The sequence below is a fragment of the Parabacteroides sp. KHUB-01 genome, from assembly GCF_056640935.1.
The window spans coordinates 207,205-224,050 of sequence record NZ_CM153256.1; the positions used below are offsets into that span (position 1 = coordinate 207,205).

General features: G+C 39.8%; 11 protein-coding genes. 3 read left to right on the forward strand and 8 right to left on the reverse strand.

Going from position 1 to position 16,846, the window contains the following annotated elements; all coding sequences use genetic code 11:
- Nucleotides 1-17: 17 nt before the first annotated feature.
- The 7 genes from ACYIAR_RS00950 to ACYIAR_RS00980 form a co-directional block, all read right to left on the reverse strand.
- Nucleotides 18-3,131, reverse strand: a complete 3,114-nt coding sequence (locus ACYIAR_RS00950; RefSeq protein WP_480331549.1) for an efflux RND transporter permease subunit — start codon at nucleotides 3,129-3,131, stop codon at nucleotides 18-20.
- Entirely contained in the window at nucleotides 3,128-4,207 is a 1,080-nt protein-coding gene (locus ACYIAR_RS00955) for an efflux RND transporter periplasmic adaptor subunit (RefSeq protein WP_480331551.1), read from the reverse strand. The genes ACYIAR_RS00950 and ACYIAR_RS00955 overlap by 4 nt, the downstream gene beginning before the upstream one ends.
- 1 nt (nucleotide 4,208) lies before the next feature.
- Nucleotides 4,209-5,471 carry a TolC family protein gene (locus ACYIAR_RS00960; RefSeq protein WP_480331553.1) on the reverse strand — a complete coding sequence of 421 codons (1,263 nt, stop codon included), beginning with the start codon at nucleotides 5,469-5,471 and terminating at the stop codon, nucleotides 4,209-4,211.
- Nucleotides 5,472-6,082: 611 nt separating this feature from the next.
- On the reverse strand, nucleotides 6,083-7,057 hold the full coding sequence (gene fmt, locus ACYIAR_RS00965; protein ID WP_480331555.1) for a methionyl-tRNA formyltransferase: 975 nt from the start codon (nucleotides 7,055-7,057) through the stop codon (nucleotides 6,083-6,085).
- A 45-nt stretch (nucleotides 7,058-7,102) separates the two neighbouring features.
- The gene (locus ACYIAR_RS00970) at nucleotides 7,103-8,890 is read right to left on the reverse strand and encodes a chloride channel protein (RefSeq protein ID WP_480331557.1); all 1,788 of its coding nucleotides are present in this window, start codon (nucleotides 8,888-8,890) and stop codon (nucleotides 7,103-7,105) included.
- Nucleotides 8,891-8,926: 36 nt separating this feature from the next.
- Nucleotides 8,927-10,330: a sugar transferase gene (locus ACYIAR_RS00975; protein ID WP_480331559.1), complete on the reverse strand. Its 1,404-nt coding sequence runs from the start codon at nucleotides 10,328-10,330 to the stop codon at nucleotides 8,927-8,929.
- A gap of 6 nt (nucleotides 10,331-10,336) precedes the next feature.
- Complete coding sequence (locus ACYIAR_RS00980; protein ID WP_480331561.1) at nucleotides 10,337-10,897, reverse strand: L-threonylcarbamoyladenylate synthase; 561 nt, start codon at nucleotides 10,895-10,897, stop codon at nucleotides 10,337-10,339.
- A 270-nt stretch (nucleotides 10,898-11,167) separates the two neighbouring features.
- Between ACYIAR_RS00980 and ACYIAR_RS00985 the strand changes: the two genes are divergently transcribed.
- From ACYIAR_RS00985 to ACYIAR_RS00995, 3 genes are all read left to right on the forward strand, one after another.
- Nucleotides 11,168-12,187, forward strand: a complete 1,020-nt coding sequence (locus tag ACYIAR_RS00985) for a branched-chain amino acid aminotransferase (protein WP_480331563.1) — start codon at nucleotides 11,168-11,170, stop codon at nucleotides 12,185-12,187.
- A gap of 368 nt (nucleotides 12,188-12,555) precedes the next feature.
- Nucleotides 12,556-14,244, forward strand: a complete 1,689-nt coding sequence (gene ettA / locus ACYIAR_RS00990) for an energy-dependent translational throttle protein EttA (protein WP_480331565.1) — start codon at nucleotides 12,556-12,558, stop codon at nucleotides 14,242-14,244.
- Nucleotides 14,245-14,350: 106 nt separating this feature from the next.
- On the forward strand, nucleotides 14,351-14,995 hold the full coding sequence (locus ACYIAR_RS00995) for a 3-keto-disaccharide hydrolase (protein WP_480331568.1): 645 nt from the start codon (nucleotides 14,351-14,353) through the stop codon (nucleotides 14,993-14,995).
- 185 nt (nucleotides 14,996-15,180) lie between these two features.
- Here ACYIAR_RS00995 and proS read toward each other — a convergent pair whose 3' ends face one another.
- Nucleotides 15,181-16,662 (reverse strand): proline--tRNA ligase, encoded by a 1,482-nt coding sequence (gene proS, locus ACYIAR_RS01000; RefSeq protein WP_480331570.1) that lies wholly within the window; start codon nucleotides 16,660-16,662, stop codon nucleotides 15,181-15,183.
- Between the last annotated feature and the right edge of the window lie 184 nt (nucleotides 16,663-16,846).

The following is a 16,846-nucleotide window of genomic DNA, read 5'->3' on the forward strand; positions in this document are numbered from 1 at the left end:
CCTCAAATTTACAAATACTATAATTTTCTCTGCTTCAATTTCCCTTGTTTGTCGAATAATACTCGAGCATAAATATATTCAACTATCAGCGGAAAGACAAACAGCGTAAAGAATGTAGCACTGACCAGACCACCGATAATTACTATAGCCAGCGGTCTCTGGCTCTCCGAACCAATTCCGGTGCTCAATGCCGCCGGCATCAGTCCTATTGTAGCCATCATTGCCGTCATCAACACAGAGCGGACTCTTTCTCCCACACTACTTACTACTGCATTTTCCAAATTTAATCCACATTTCAGATTAGTTTTTATATCAGCTACAAGCAACACTCCATTCTGAATACAAATACCGAATAATGCAATAAAGCCGATTCCTGCCGAAATAGAGAAATTGAATCCCGTAATCAGCAATGCAATAATTCCGCCAACGGCAGCATACGGAACATTCAGCAACACAAGTCCAGCATCGCGTGAATTACCGAACAACACGAATAATATTACAAATATAATAGCAATACTTATGGGAACAACTTGTGCCAACCTTTTTGTTGCACGCTGCTGGTTCTCAAAATCACCAGTCCATTTCAAAGTATATCCTTCCGGCAAATCTACAGATTCCTGCACCTTCTCCTGCGCTTCTTTCACCGCGCTTCCCATATCTCGTCCACGTACAGAAAACTTCACCGCGCAGAATCTGTTATGGTTATCTCTGTAAATAATCAGCGGTCCGGTTATCATTGTAATATCGGCAAGTTCCTTTATAGGAATCATTGAGCCATCCTTTGCCGGGACAAGAATCTTGGATATTTCATTCTCACTTTTCCTGAAATCCTCTGCATATCGCACCATAATATTGAATTTCCTTTCATCTTCATACAATAGCGATGCGCTTTTCCCGCCTATCGCCATTTCAATGATAGATTGCACATCTTCTTTGGCAACACCATATCTTGCAAGATTAGACTCATTCAATTCTATTCTTAACTCAGGCTGACCAATATTTCTGATTACACCTAAATCTTCGATGCCTTCGACCGTCTTCAGCACATTGTAAACTTCAACTGCTTTCTTTTCCGACTCATACAAATCTTTTCCGAACACCTTAACTGCAATTGAACCTTTCACACCGCTGGCAGCTTCTTCAACATTGTCAGTTATCGGCTGAGAGAAATTGAAATCAACACCGGGATAAGTTTCCAGATCTTCCTGCATCTTTTCTATCAGCTGATGCTTTGTCATCTTGCTTTCCCATTCTTTTTCCGGATAAATATCAACGTGGAATTCAACGTTATAGAATCCTGTTGCATCCGTTCCGTCATTCGGTCGTCCTGTTTGCGAAAGAACTTTCCTGACTTCAGGATATTCCGACAGCTTATGTCTCATTTCGTCGGCAAGCTTTACAGATTCCTGGAGAGAAATACTTTGTGGCAAAGTAGCACGGATATAAATTGAGCCTTCATTCAGCTGCGGCAAAAACTCTGTTCCCAGAAAAGAAAAACACCAAAGCCCGGATGCTGCTACAATCGTTGCTAAAACAACAGTCCTCTTTTTAGCTCTATGACACGTTGCGAAAATATCAGATGCAGCCTTATTTACAAATTCCAAAAACGGATTATGCTTTTCCTTTACATTCTTTCTCAGCAGCAATGACGAAAGAACCGGAATCAGCGTCAGAGTAAACACCAATGCGCCAAGCAAGGCAAATCCCAGAGTATAAGCCAAAGGGCTGAACATCTTCCCTTCGACCTTCTGAAATGAAAATATAGGAATCAATGCCGTTATGATAATCAGTTTTGAGAAGAATATTGATTTCGCCTGCCTTTTTGCTGTTTTCCTTATTAATCCCATTTTGCTCATAACATTGAATGCCGGCATCCCAATCTCTTTAGCTTTTCTGTCAAGCACAACAAAAATTCCTTCCACCATCACTACAGCTCCATCTACAATTATACCGAAGTCTATTGCTCCCATCGACAACAGATTGGCGCTCATTCCTTTCAACCGCAAACATATAAAGGCAAATAGCAAAGCCAGCGGAATCACAACCGAAACAATTACCGTTGTTCTCCAGTCTGCCATAAAAATCAGAATAATAAACACCACAAATATGATACCTTCGGCAAGATTCTTCGATACAGTGTTTATTGCCAGCTTCACCAAATCCTCTCTGTCATAAAAAGGCACGATTTCTACTCCTTCCGGCAGCACTTTCTCTATCTCACTGATTGTCTCTTTCAATGAATTGATTACGCTCTCGGGATTCTCTCCTTTTCGCATAATCACAATACCTTCAACTACATCATTCTCGTCCATTCTGCCCACCTGCCCAAGCCGTGGTAACGACGATTCGCTCACCGTCGCCAGATGCTTAACCAGAATCGGTGTACCATTTATATTCTTAACTACAATATTTTCAATCTCCTTGACATTGTTGATAAGACCAATACCACGCACCACATAGGCTTGAGAACTTTTCGTAATCACATCACCGCCCACATTGAGATTACTTTTTGACACGGCATCAAAAAGCTCCAGAGTTGTAACTCCATAGCTCATCAACTGATTAGGATTGACACTGATTTCAAATGTTTTCACCTCGCCACCAAAGCTCACAATATCCGCCACTCCAGAAACAGCACGTAATCGACGGTCAATCACCCAATCCTGAAGAGTTTTCAGCTCGCGCACCGTGTGGTTGTTGCTTCTGAGCGTATATCTGAAAATCTCGCCAGTCGGTCCATACAGCGGCTGAACTTCCGGAGAAACGCCATCCGGCAAATCTGCATCATTCAAAAGATTGAACACTTGCTGACGTGCAAAGAAATCATCGACATCATCCTCAAACATTATATTTATAACCGACAGACCGAAAAGAGTCGTACTTCTGATATCCGTTTTCTTCTGAACCGAATTCATTGCTATTTCAATTGGAATAGTAATGAATTTCTCAACCTCCTCAGCACTTCGTCCCGGCCATTGTGTGATTACCGTAACTTTAGTATTTGTCACATCAGGAAAAGCATCAACCGGTGTATTTTTGTAACATATAATTCCGACAATAACAGCCAGCAACGTACAGAAAAAAACAAAGAATTTGTTTTTCAGCGAAAATGTTATAATATTATCAATCATTTCTCCAAACTTGAATAAACCAACAATGCATTTTTACCAACAATCACATCTCCTGCCTTCAGCCCGTCTTCAATATAGCAGTACTCATTATCCTGTTTGTAAACCTTCACTTCTTTCTTCGAAAGTTTGCCTTCATTATCTTTTATGACCACATATTGCCTGCCATTTTCAAATATTACTGCATTATATGGAACAGTCGGAAACAAATGACTTTCATTATCCCTGCATACATATACATTCGCAAACATTCCCGGCTTCAACAAATAATCCTTATTACTCAATTTAATCCGGACATTCATTGTCTTGCTTTCACTGTTCAATATATGATACACCTTATCAATCTCACCTTTAAATTCAATTTCCGGATAAGCAAGAGTCGTTATCCTCACACTCTGCTTTTCCCTTATTTTATTAATGTCTCTCTCATAAACATCGGCAATTATCCACACCTCGTCCAATCCGGCAATCGTAAATAACTCCTTGTCACTGTCCGGACGAATCAGATAATTCCTGTTTATATTCCTTTCCGTAATAAATCCTGAAACAGGAGAACATAGTATATACAATCCATTTTCATCAATCGGATAAATTGCTTTCAATTTATTCAGACGATTCAATTCCTCTTCAGCTTCAGTCAACTCCTGTCTATAATTCAAAACCTCTCTTTCGGACGACAATCCACCACGCAACATATCTTCAGCAGCTTTATAATTCCTTTCAGCAAGTTTCAACTTATGTTCTGCCGTTTTCATTTCCTTTACAATCGAAGCTATATCCTCACTTTCAATCAGAGCAAGCCTCTCTCCTTTTCCAACATAATCGCCCGTTTCGCCATAAACCTCCTTTACTATTCCACTGATCATAGGAAACACTGGAGTCATATTTTCCATATCAAAATCAACCTTGCCGTTCAAAAGAATTTCCCTTTTCAGAGGAATATTTCTTACCGTATCCAAATGCAAAGCTTCATTAGCCTTATTAGTGCATATATCATTGGTCTTATTATCGTTACGACTACAAGCCATAAACAGTAAATTTGCTATAACACCGGTCATTAATAAACAAAACTTCTTCATATTAATATCTGAAAACATTATGATTAGTAATATAATTTATATCTTCCATAGCCATAAAAACATCCTTTCGTATTTTGTAAGTATTCAGGCTAGTATTCTTATATGCTTCATAGAAATCAATGAATTCAATAATGCTAATATTCTTAGCAATCAAACTCTCATTTAATCCTTTTGTCAGCTTCTCCATATTGAGTTCAATCTCCTTATCCGTCTTATCATATAAATCCATAGCATTTCCCAGCCTTTTATATGAATTACTCAATTCATTCATAGCATTCATATACGAATGCTCTTCCATTATCCTGTTCTGTGCTAAACCGTGTTTCGCAATTCTGATATTTCCCTGGTTTCTGTTAAATACCGGCAATGTCAGATTTATTCCAACTGCAAAATAATCATTGATGAAATTTCCCGCTTTGTCATAAATTCCTTTAACTCTAACTTCCGGAAACGATAATGAACGTTGAAGCTTAATCTCTGTTTCGGCAGATTGAATATTCACTTTAGCCAATTTCATATCCGGACGCTCCAAAACAAATCCCTCCAATTCCGAATATGGAACACTTCCCATATCAAAATCATTCAATAAACTTTCATTTATTACCGGAGTAATATCACTAGCACATTTACCGCCCATCAGCAGCTTCACATTTCCACGAAGAGAAACAATATCATTCGCTACATCATTTCTTTCACTTTCTAACGACAGCAAATAAGCTTCAATCCTCGTTCTTTCCAATAATGAAATATTCCCTTTCTCTTCCTCCTGCTTTATTCTTGTCAGTAAATTCTGCAACGACTTTATTTCTGAATCATAAATATCAATTTCCTTGAGTCTGTAATATAGCGAAACAAATTTCAGTTTTAATTCATTTTTCAGTACCCGGACAGACTCCTCAAACAAATATTCATTCCTTTTCCTGTTATATTTTTCCAATTTAATTTTATTGTTTCTTTGGCCTGCAATATATATCAACTGTTCAATCTCAACAGCTGACTGACCTTTAGACCCAAAATCAAAATATTTCCCATTCAATCTGTTGTAAACATTTTGTTCAAACGACACAACAGGATTATCAAACAATTTCGATTGTACAATGGCAGCATCAGCCTTGTCTATTTCATAGTGCTCAGCAAGCAACTGAAAATTATTCATCATAAAAACATTCTCAGCTTCAGCAATGCTCATCTCCACACAGTTATCGTTTTGAGCCTGCAACAAAGGGCAACAAATCACTAATGCAAAACAAATCATTCTCCTCATTTCTTCACCATTTGATTATTTTGCAGCAAAAATATGTTACCCTTTTATCTGTCTTGCAACGATTATGGTTAGATTTGGTTTAGGAGGGATTAGAATGTTATTAGAGGGAAGAACAGATGTTATTATTATATTTCTGTTGAAATATATCTAATATGAAAATGATGTTTGAAATATTTTAAGGTTAATAGTCTAATTATTATATAACATTCATAAAATCAATACTATAAATATTGTTGTATTTAGTCTGAAATATATATAGACCCAAACCTTTGTTGGGCCGTATATATTTACTCACGGGTCCGTATTTATATTTTACTAGGACTAGATGTATTTAGAAATTAATAAATGAGTGCTTATATATTTTGACAAAATCAATATTAAATAGAAGTGAAAATACATTCGGAAGGAAGTTTAATTTCTTCCGAATCCAAATTGGTTTTCTTTCGGAACAAATTTAAATTACTTTCGGATAGTTTTTTCAAGAATAAAGCATCGAAAAAAACGTGCGATTTATAGGAAATATCTATAAAAAATCCCGAAAGATTCCTTTTTATTTGGCAAAGGAGTCTTTCGGGATTTGACATTAATTTGGATAATTATCTGCTCTAATTTTATTCTACAGTATATTCTCCAATCTGCTTAAATCCGTTAAGGAAATCCGAAACAGACATTCTTTTTTTCCCGGCTAGCTGCAATGATTTCAAACGGATGTATCCACCATTGACGGAAACATCTACATAGCTCTTGCCGTCTGTGAAAATCTTACCGCATGGATAAGAATGTGAGGCTTCACGTTTTTCAGTTTCGTAAACTTTCAGAACAAGTTTCTTGCCTTCCGGTGAAACCAATTCTGTCCAGGCTGCAGGATAAGGAGAAAGACCTCTGATAAAGTCATATACCTGCTTCATCGGTTTGCTCCAGTCGATATGGCAAGTATCTTTGAAAATTTTCGGTGCAGGACGTAATTCCGAAGGGTCTTTGTAGAACTCTTCCTGAGGAACAGCATCTACATTTCCGGCAAGAATTGAATCTACTGTTTCAACAACAAGACCGGCTCCCATCTGCATCAATGCATCGTGAACAATGCCGACGTTATCAGTATCCGCAATAGCCAGTTTCTTCTGCGCAATAATTTTTCCAGTATCAATTTCGTGTGAAAGGAAGAATGTTGTCACTCCGGTTTCGGTGTCGCCATTGATGACGGCCCAGTTAATCGGAGCAGCTCCACGATATTGTGGAAGAAGTGAAGCATGGAGATTGAAAGTTCCTAGGCGAGGCATATTCCATACAACTTCAGGCAACATTCTGAAGGCTACAACAATCTGCAAATCAGCATTCAATGCTCTCAGTTCGGCAAGGAAATTCTCGTCTTTCAATTTTCCCGGCTGAAGAACTGGTAATCCAACAGATTCTGCATATTGTTTTACAGCACTCGACTGAAGCACGCTTCCGTGGCGTCCCATTGGCTTGTCCGGCATTGTAATTACTCCAACTATATTATATCCTCCTTCGACCAGGGCTTTCAAGCTTTCAACCGCAAAATCGGGAGTTCCCATATATACTATTCTCAAATCTTCTTTCTTCATATTATATGTGTTTTTATTATTCGTAAATATCTTTTCCGGAATATATCAATCACCGGAGAAATTATCAACAAGAACTTCTCTGTATGAATTGAATATTTTGGACTTCGACATAAATCCTATGTAGCGGCCGCTTTCGTCAACTACGGGAAGATTCCAAGCTTTCGTGTCGTCGAATATTTTCATTATCTGGTCCATCGGCATGCTCAGATAAATCCTTGCCGGAGCCGACACCATGAATTTGGAAACCTTGAAACGGTTGTAAAGTTCCGGACGGAACATTATGTTTCTGATGTTATCCAATAATACAATACCCAGAAGCAGTCCTTTTGAGTCTACTACCGGGAATGTATTTCGACTACTCTTGGCTATTACCTTAACCATATCACCAAGCGTCATATCCGGCTCGACAGGAAGGAAATCCTTCTCAATAACACTGTCCATGCTGAGCAACGTAAGCACGGCACGGTCCTTATGATGCGTCAGCAACTCTCCTTTCTGCGCAAGACGCATTGAATAGATACTATGAGGTTCAAATATCTTGATTGTGATATATGAACCTATTGATACTATCATCAACGGCAGGAATAGGTCGAAACCTCCGGTAAGTTCAGCAATAAGGAAAACGCCAGTAAGCGGCGCATGCATTACTCCGGACATCACTCCTGCCATGCCCAAAAGGGCAAAGTTCTTTTCGGACACGTATGTGGTGAATGGGAAATAGTTGGAAACGTGGGCAAAGACGAATCCAGCTATACATCCCAAATACAAACTTGGTGCGAAAATACCACCACAACCGCCACCGGCATTTGTAGCACTTGATGCAAACACTTTAGTAAGCAATATGAGGACAAGGAAGATGACAATTCCCCAATATGTTTCGTTTAGATTATAGAACATACTGTTGTCCATCAAATCCACAAACTGGCCGTTGAGCAGCGAGGTTATTGTATCGTATCCTTCACCATATAACGGTGGGAATATAAATATCAAAACACTCAGCATAACACCTCCAAGGAGGAATTTCTTCCAGTATGTGCCAAGTGAACGATACATTCCTTCCACCTTATTCATCACACGGGTGAAATAAAGAGAAACTAGTCCGCAGAATATTCCCAACAGTATCACATATGGAATACGCTCGATGGCAAATTCTTCAGTCTGCGAGAAACTGAACATAGCTTCTGTTCCGGTGAAGATGTATGAAACTGTTGCAGCTGTTACAGAAGTGATAAGCAACGGCAACACTGATGTCATTGTCAAATCGAGCATCAGAACTTCCACAACGAACACAAGGCCGGCAATCGGCGCCTTGAAGATTCCGGCTATGGCTCCGGCTGCACCACACCCAACAAGTAGCATAAGAGTTTTCTGTTCCATTTTGAACAGGCGGCCAAGGTTTGAACCAATGGCTGCACCGGTAAGGACTATAGGCGCCTCGGCTCCTACTGAACCACCAAAACCGATTGTTACGGAACTTGCCACGATAGAGCTCCATACGTTGTGAGGCTTTATCCGGCTTTTACGCTGTGAAATAGCGTATAATATTTTGGTAACTCCGTGACTTATGTCATCACGGACAATATATTTTACAAAAAGACCGGCAAGAAGAATTCCGACAACCGGATATAACAGATACAGATAGTTGACTTCGTCTGCCGCAAAATTTCCCGACAGCAAATGCTGTATCAGATGAATGAGATTCTTCAGGATAATAGCTGCAGTTGCTGTACAAAGACCGACAAGGAAACTTATTATCAAGATGAAATGTTTCTCTTGTATTTTCTTTTCACGCCACAAGAGGAAACGATAAAAGAGATTCTCTTTTTGTGCCATAATTAGTGTTTTAATAATCAAGGTCCAGATATTCTGTTAAACACCTTTTCCTGTGATAACGGTAAGGACGGTATGAATCAGAATTGTTGTATCCAGAGCCAACGACATATTCTCATAATATAATATATCATAATTCAATCTCTCAATCATTTGGTCCACGTTTCCGGCGTAACCGTATTTAACCATTCCCAATGATGTTATTCCGGGGCGCACGTTATGGAGCAAATAATAATATGGAGCTTTGCGGACAATCTGGTTGATATAGTATCGTCTTTCCGGACGCGGACCAACCAGCGACATATCGCCTTTGATTACGTTCCAGAATTGTGGGAGCTCGTCCAGCCTGTACTTACGCATGATGCGTCCGAACGGTGTTATTCTCTCGTCTCCTTCACTGGAAAGCATCGGTCCGTTGGATTCCGAACCAAGATACATGGTGCGGAACTTATATATGTAGAAAGGTTCGCCCATGTAGCCGATACGTTCCTGCTTGAAAAACACCGGTCCAGGAGAATCTTTCTTCACCCGATACGCTATGTAGGCGAACAGTGGAAGCAAAACCACAAGTACAATTGAGGAGATGAACTTGTCCAGAAACCATTTGATATTCTTCTCTGATTCTGACATATTCGATTCTGTCACATCAATCAACGGGCTTCCGTATATTGTACGCAAGCGTCCCCGTGAAAGAGGATTGGACTTTGCCAATAGGATTTTTACGGGAACTTTATATCGGTATAAGGAATATAATTTCCTAATCAGGTCATTGACTTCAATATTGTCCATCGCTATCACCAGCTCATCAACGGAATATTTCGTGAAACATTCCGAGAGATTGTTCCACTGGCCGATAATATCTCCTTTTGGGACATATACATCCTTGTCTTCTCCATCTGGCGAGACAAAGCCCAGTATTGAATAACCTTGCTTCTTCATTTCCTGAGCCACGTTTCTAGCTTTTTCGCCACATCCTATTATCAGGACATTCAGCGAAAAACGACCTCTTCTGATATTGCTGAGACACAGCATGGTTATCGTTAGGCGCGCAGAATATGTAAGCACGAAGTGGAACGTGAACAGGAAAACAAAGAACCGGTAATATATTTGATATACCGGCGGCAAATCATTTAGGACAAACCCTAGGAAAAGAACCACCACTCCGATAGCCGAGGTGAAAAAAGTAGTAAACAACTCTCCTATCCTCGATTTTCCAAAAGGTTTGTTGTAGTATCCGGAGAAAAAATAAAGCACCAGCCACATAAAAGGAACCAGAATCTGGCCTTCCATCACTTTCGAAGATATCAGGTAACTCTTGAGTGAAGAATATCCGTATGTGACTGCCAACTCTTGATAGCGGAATATATTAAAGCACAGCCATGCGGCTGACGCCGTCAGAAAGTCCGATATAATATATTTCTCACGCTGCCAGGATTTGCTCATATCTTATCAGCGAATTACTTTCACGAGCCCGCCATCGCCAAGCATGATAATATTGGAAGGCTGGGCTTTGGTTTTGTCGTCCTGACGATAGTTAACGATATAATCAACTCCGTTTTTGATGACATCAGATATTTCATCAAAATTTGCAGGCGAAGGCTCGCCGCTTACGTTAGCCGAAGTTGATACCAAAGGTTTGCGGAATTGCTCACACAAATCATGAGAGAACTTTTCCCGAGTAATGCGGATACCAATACTGCCGTTTTCTCCAAGAAGATTAGGAGCAAGGTTTTTGCCTTTTGAATATATAATAGTAAGAGGTTTGTCTGCTACTTCAATCAAATCCCATGCAATATCAGGAACATTATCAACGTATGCTTCCAGCTTAACCGTGCTGTCCAACAACACCAGCATAGCCTTGTTGTCAGCTCTCTTCTTCAGCTCATATACACGGCGGACAGCTTCTTCGTTTGTTGCGTCACAACCAATGCCCCATATTGTATCTGTTGGGTATAATATCAGGCCGCCTGCCTGCATTATCTCACATGCTTTTTTAATATCGTCTCTCATATATATAAAACCTTAGATTTCTAAATCACAACTCCACAAAAGTACAAAATAATAAATGAGTAAAAAAATGTTATCAAAAAATTTGTTGTTGCTCTGCAAGCCACCAAACGGTAAAATCAACAAGGTTAAATTGCTGGAGTTTTGTGAAGAATAAAATCTACACATATGAAGATTTAATCATTTTTGTGAAAATATGTTTTGATATTCCTTCAAAAGATGTACTTTTGTTTCAAAATATAATTTAGAACACAAAAAATAAAGTTAGATATCATGGAAACATTAAATTGGTCTGAACTTGGTTTCGGATATATCAAAACAGATTATAATGTTCGTTGCTACTATCGCGACGGCAAGTGGGGTGAACTTGAAGTTTCTTCATCAGAAATACTGAATATACATATGGCTGCAACTTGTCTGCACTACGGACAGGAAGCATTCGAAGGTCTGAAAGCTTTCCGTGGCAAAGACGGCAAAATCAGAGTTTTCCGTATGGACGAAAATGGTAAACGTCTGCAAGCTTCATCAAGAGGTATAAAAATGGCTGAATTTCCAGTTGAGAAATTTGAAGAAGCAGTGCGCAAGGTTGTAAAACTTAACGAGCGCTTTGTTCCTCCTTATGAAAGCGGCGCAGCTTTGTATATCCGTCCTTTGATTCTTGGTTTGGGTGCACAAGTTGGTGTTAAACCGGCTCCGGAATATGTATTTGTAGTGTTTGTAACTCCTGTAGGTCCGTATTTCAAAGGTGGTTTCCAGCCTTCAAAGGTTTGTATCTTGCGTGAATATGACCGTGCTGCTCCTCACGGAACCGGTACTATCAAAGTGGGCGGTAACTATGCAGCGTCTTTGGTTGCAGGCGAAATAGCTCACGAAAAAGGATATGCAGCAGTTTTGTATCTCGACCCTAAAGAAAAGAAATATCTGGACGAATGTGGTCCTGCCAATTTCTTCGGAATCAGAGGTAATAGCTATATAACTCCTCAGTCAAACTCAATTCTTCCGTCAATCACAAACAAGAGTTTACAGCAATTGGCTGAAGACATGGGATTGACAGTTGAAAGACGTCCTATTCCTTTCGAAGAAGTTGCTACCTTCGAAGAAGCTGCTGAATGTGGAACTGCAGCTGTAATCGCTCCTATCTCACAGATTGATGATTTGGACGAAAACAAATCATATGTAATTGCAAAAAATGGAAAACCAGGTCCTGTTTGTGAAAAGCTTTACAACAAACTGCGTGGTATCCAGTATGGCGACGAACCAGATAAATATGGCTGGGTGAAAGTTATCGAATAAAAACAAACTAAAATAGAATTAAGTAATCGGGTGTGTCGAAATCAAGTATTTTGACACACCTGTTTTTTTTATGTATATGCCTAAATCTGCGTATTCATTCCAAAAATGAACCATTATGTTATGGATAAATTTTAAAGATTAAAGTCAATAATGTATATTTGTGATAATTATGCTTCTTATTTATCCATACGTGATGTAATAAGATTAAGCTGAACTAATATTTTGCATTATATAATTTACTCAAGTTTCGTAAGTTCAAGTTTTGGATTAAGATTTAGCAAGAACAGATCTGTTCATTGTCAATTTGTTTCTGAAACCTTGCAAACTCTGTAATTGGGCATCTTGCGAAACTTAAATAACTTATTTATATGGCAGACGACAAGAAGATTATTTTCTCAATGGTGGGTGTGAGCAAGATTTACCCGCCACAAAAGCAGGTATTGAAAAATATCTATCTATCATTTTTCTATGGAGCCAAAATCGGTATTATCGGTTTGAACGGTTCCGGTAAGTCAACATTGCTGAAAATTATTGCCGGCCTGGACAAAGATTATCAGGGCGAAGTAGTTTTCTCTCCAGGTTATTCTGTTGGTTATCTTGAGCAGGACCCAAAACTGGAAAGTGGAAAGACTGTCAAAGAAATCGTTCAGGAAGGCGTACAGGGAATAGTGGATATTCTTAAGGAATATGAAGAAGTGAACGAACGCTTTGCTGACCCTGAAGTTCTTGAAGACCCTGACAAGATGGATGCTCTGATTAACAGACAGGCTGAATTGCAGGACAAGATAGATGCTACTGATGCATGGAACTTGGACAGCCGCCTGGAAAGAGCAATGGATGCTTTGCGCTGTCCGCCTGAAGACCAGATTGTTGATACTCTTTCCGGAGGTGAACGCCGCCGCGTAGCTCTTTGTCGTCTTTTGCTACAACAGCCGGATGTTCTTTTGCTCGACGAGCCTACCAACCACTTGGATGCGGAATCAATCGACTGGCTTGAGCAGCACTTGCAGCAATATGCGGGAACTGTTATCTGCATCACTCACGACAGATATTTCCTTGACCACGTTGCTGGATGGATTCTAGAACTTGACCGTGGCGAAGGTATTCCATGGAAAGGAAACTATTCTTCATGGCTCGACCAGAAGACTAAACGAATGGCTCAGGAAGAAAAGCAGGCTAGCAAACGCCGCAAGACTTTGGAACGCGAGCTTGAATGGATAAACATGGCTCCTAAGGCAAGACAGGCTAAAGGAAAGGCTCGTCTGAACTCTTATGAACGCTTGCTGAATGAAGACCAGAAAGAAAGAGAAGCTAAACTTGAGATATTCATTCCTAACGGTCCTCGCTTGGGTAACAAGGTAATCGAGGCTCAGCATGTTGCTAAAGCATTTGGCGACAAGTTGCTGTTTGACGATCTGAACTTTATGCTTCCTCCTAACGGTATTGTCGGTGTTATCGGTCCGAACGGTGCCGGAAAGACTACTTTGTTCAAGATGATTATGGGAATGGAAAGCATCGACAAAGGAACATTCGAAGTTGGAGAAACTGTGAAAATCGGATATGCAGACCAGACTCACAAGGATATAGATCCGAACAAGACTGTATATCAGGTTGTATCCGGCGGAAGCGAATTTATCCGCGTCGGAGGAAAGGAAATCAATTCACGCGCATATCTTTCAAAGTTCAACTTTGCCGGTTCTGACCAGGAAAAGCTTTGCGGAGTTTTGTCCGGTGGTGAAAGAAACCGTCTTCACCTTGCCCTCACTCTAAAAGCTGAAGCTAATGTGTTGCTTCTCGACGAGCCTACGAATGATATCGACGTAAACACATTGCGTGCCCTTGAAGAAGGTTTGGAAAACTTTGCAGGCTGTGCAGTTGTTGTATCACACGACCGCTGGTTCCTCGACAGAATCTGTACTCATATTCTGTCGTTCGAAGGTGATTCGAATGTTGTGTTCTATGAAGGAACATATTCTGAATATGAAGAATACAAACGCAAGCAGCTTGGTGATGTTGAGCCTAAACGCGTGCGCTATCGCAAACTGATTGTAGATTAATCACTGAAAGTTTCGCAAGCTCGACTTATTCTCTTGCAATCGAAAGTTGAGTTTGCGAAACATTAATTTAATAATACATCTAATTATAAATACAAACTTTTTTACCATGAAAAAAAGATTATTAGCTTTTACATTGTGTGCAGCAGCTATGTTTGGCTGTGCTATTGAATCAAATGCACAAAAGACAGTTAAACTTTTCAACGGAAAAGATTTGTCAAATTGGAGTTTCATTGTTGACAAGAATTCTGTTCCAGCAGAAAAAGTATATACAGTGAAAGACGGATTGATTGAAATCAGTGGCCAGCCTTTCGGTTATATGTACACAAAAGAAAAATATGGAAACTATAAACTTCATGTTGAATGGAGATGGCCAGACGGAAAAGGAACAAACAGTGGTATTTTCCTTTTGATTGAAGAAACAAAGAATCCTTTCCCTAACGGAATAGAATGTCAGCTTCACGCTGGCGATGCCGGTGATTTTGTTCTTCTTGGCGGCTCTGACCTTGCTGAATTCTATGGCCCTCGCCCAGCTTTCCCTGTTGTTAAGAAAGACAAGGATTCAACAGAAAAACCTGCCGGTGAATGGAACGAAGCTAATATCTTTGTAAAAGACGGTGTTATCACTGTGTATATCAATGGTGTATATCAGAATACCGGAACAAACAAAGTAAAAGAAGGTCACATTGGTTTGCAGAGCGAAGGCGGTCCAATCCAGTTTAGAAACGTGACTTTGACTCCGCTTGGAGAATAATGTTGAAAGGAGACGAGATAACGATATCAAGTTGACAAGACAATAGTAAAGGCGGTGAATCCGAAGATTCATCGCCTTTCTTATTATAGTTGACGAGTGGATAAGGGAACAAGTTGGCAAGAATGAGATTAAATTATTAATCTGCTATTTTATTCTTGACTACTCAACTCCTTTACTCCTCCCAATTAATATGCCTTAGCAAACAACACACGGCGTGCTGAAGGTTTGCCTGTCACCATACACTTACCAGGAGTAGTGTCGCCATCCAATGGAATACAACGTATTGTAGCTTTTGTATCGTTCTTAACCTGTTCTTCAGTTTCAGGAGTTCCATCCCAATGAGCCATGATGAAGTAACCCTGTTCGATTTTTTCCTTGAATTCATCGTAAGTATCAACAGTGATAGTACGCTGTTCGCGGTTCTTCAATGCTTTCTGGAAAATATTGTTCTGGATTTCTTCCAACAAATTCTGAACATAAGTTTCGATACCGTCGCAAGTTACAGTTTCTTTTTCAAGAGTGTCACGACGCATAACTTCGATTGTATTGTTTTCCAAGTCACGTCCACCCATAGCAAGACGAACAGGAACACCTTTCAATTCATAGTTAGCGAATTTCCATCCTGGTTTGCGGTTGTCAGCATCGTCGAACTTAACAGAAATACCAAGTTTCTTCAAGTTAGCTACGATAACGTCAACTTTCTCACGAATCTGGTTCAACTGTTCTTCGCTGCGATAGATAGGAATAATAACAACCTGGATTGGAGCCAAATGAGGAGGCAATACCAAACCATTGTCATCAGAGTGTGACATGATAAGAGCACCGATAAGACGAGTAGAAACACCCCAAGAAGTAGCCCAAGCATAATCAGTCTTTCCTTCTTTGTCGATGAAAGTCACATCGAAAGCCTTACCGAAGTTCTGACCAAGGAAGTGAGAAGTACCAGCTTGCAGAGCTTTTCCGTCCTGCATCATTGCTTCGATAGTATATGTATCCAAAGCACCGGCAAATCTTTCACTTGCTGTCTTCACACCTTTGATAACAGGCACAGCCATATAGTTTTCAGCAAAGTCAGCATATACATCCTGCATTTTCTTTGCTTCGATTTCTGCTTCTTCGCGAGTTGCATGAGCTGTGTGTCCTTCCTGCCACAAGAATTCTGCAGTACGCAAGAACAAACGAGTACGCATTTCCCAGCGCATAACATTTGCCCACTGGTTGCATAAGATAGGAAGGTCACGATATGACTGAATCCAATTGCGATATGTATTCCAAATAATAGTTTCTGATGTAGGACGGATAATCAATTCTTCCTCCAATTTAGCTGCCGGGTCAACAACAACGCCGTCACCTTCGCTATTAGTCTTCAAGCGATAGTGAGTTACTACAGCACATTCTTTTGCGAAACCTTCAACGTGTTCTGCCTCACGGCTAAGGAAAGATTTCGGAATCAAAAGAGGAAAATAAGCATTAACATGACCAGTTTCCTTGAATTTATCATCCAGGATACGCTGCATCTTTTCCCAAATAGCGTATCCATAAGGTTTGATAACCATACATCCGCGAACTGCTGAGTTTTCTGCCAAATCCGCTTTAATTACCAAATCCTGATACCACTGCGAGTAGTTTACACTTCTCGGTGTCAGTTCTTTCAGCTCTTTTGCCATATTTTAATAATTTGTATTGAATTGTTCTTTTCTCAGTCCTGCCAGTTATCATTTTGTATTGCAAATCATTTGCCATACAGCACAACAGAACTATTTTCTTTTACAAAGTGCAAAGATATAAAAGAAATCTGAATTGATTAATTTTCTCTTCTATTTTATCTGATACAAGTTTCACAAGCCAGCT

Coding starts and splice junctions, on each gene's coding strand:
- ACYIAR_RS00970 (WP_480331557.1), bottom strand. CDS start 8,890: ATGGCACAAAAAGAGAATCTCTTTTATCGTTTCCTCTTGTGGCGTGAA.
- ACYIAR_RS00960 (WP_480331553.1), bottom strand. CDS start 5,471: ATGAGGAGAATGATTTGTTTTGCATTAGTGATTTGTTGCCCTTTGTTG.
- fmt (WP_480331555.1), bottom strand. CDS start 7,057: ATGAAGAAAGAAGATTTGAGAATAGTATATATGGGAACTCCCGATTTT.
- ACYIAR_RS00950 (WP_480331549.1), bottom strand. CDS start 3,131: ATGATTGATAATATTATAACATTTTCGCTGAAAAACAAATTCTTTGTT.
- ACYIAR_RS00955 (WP_480331551.1), bottom strand. CDS start 4,207: ATGAAGAAGTTTTGTTTATTAATGACCGGTGTTATAGCAAATTTACTG.
- proS (WP_480331570.1), bottom strand. CDS start 16,662: ATGGCAAAAGAGCTGAAAGAACTGACACCGAGAAGTGTAAACTACTCG.
- ACYIAR_RS00985 (WP_480331563.1), top strand. CDS start 11,168: ATGGAAACATTAAATTGGTCTGAACTTGGTTTCGGATATATCAAAACA.
- ettA (WP_480331565.1), top strand. CDS start 12,556: ATGGCAGACGACAAGAAGATTATTTTCTCAATGGTGGGTGTGAGCAAG.
- ACYIAR_RS00995 (WP_480331568.1), top strand. CDS start 14,351: ATGAAAAAAAGATTATTAGCTTTTACATTGTGTGCAGCAGCTATGTTT.
- ACYIAR_RS00975 (WP_480331559.1), bottom strand. CDS start 10,330: ATGAGCAAATCCTGGCAGCGTGAGAAATATATTATATCGGACTTTCTG.
- ACYIAR_RS00980 (WP_480331561.1), bottom strand. CDS start 10,897: ATGAGAGACGATATTAAAAAAGCATGTGAGATAATGCAGGCAGGCGGC.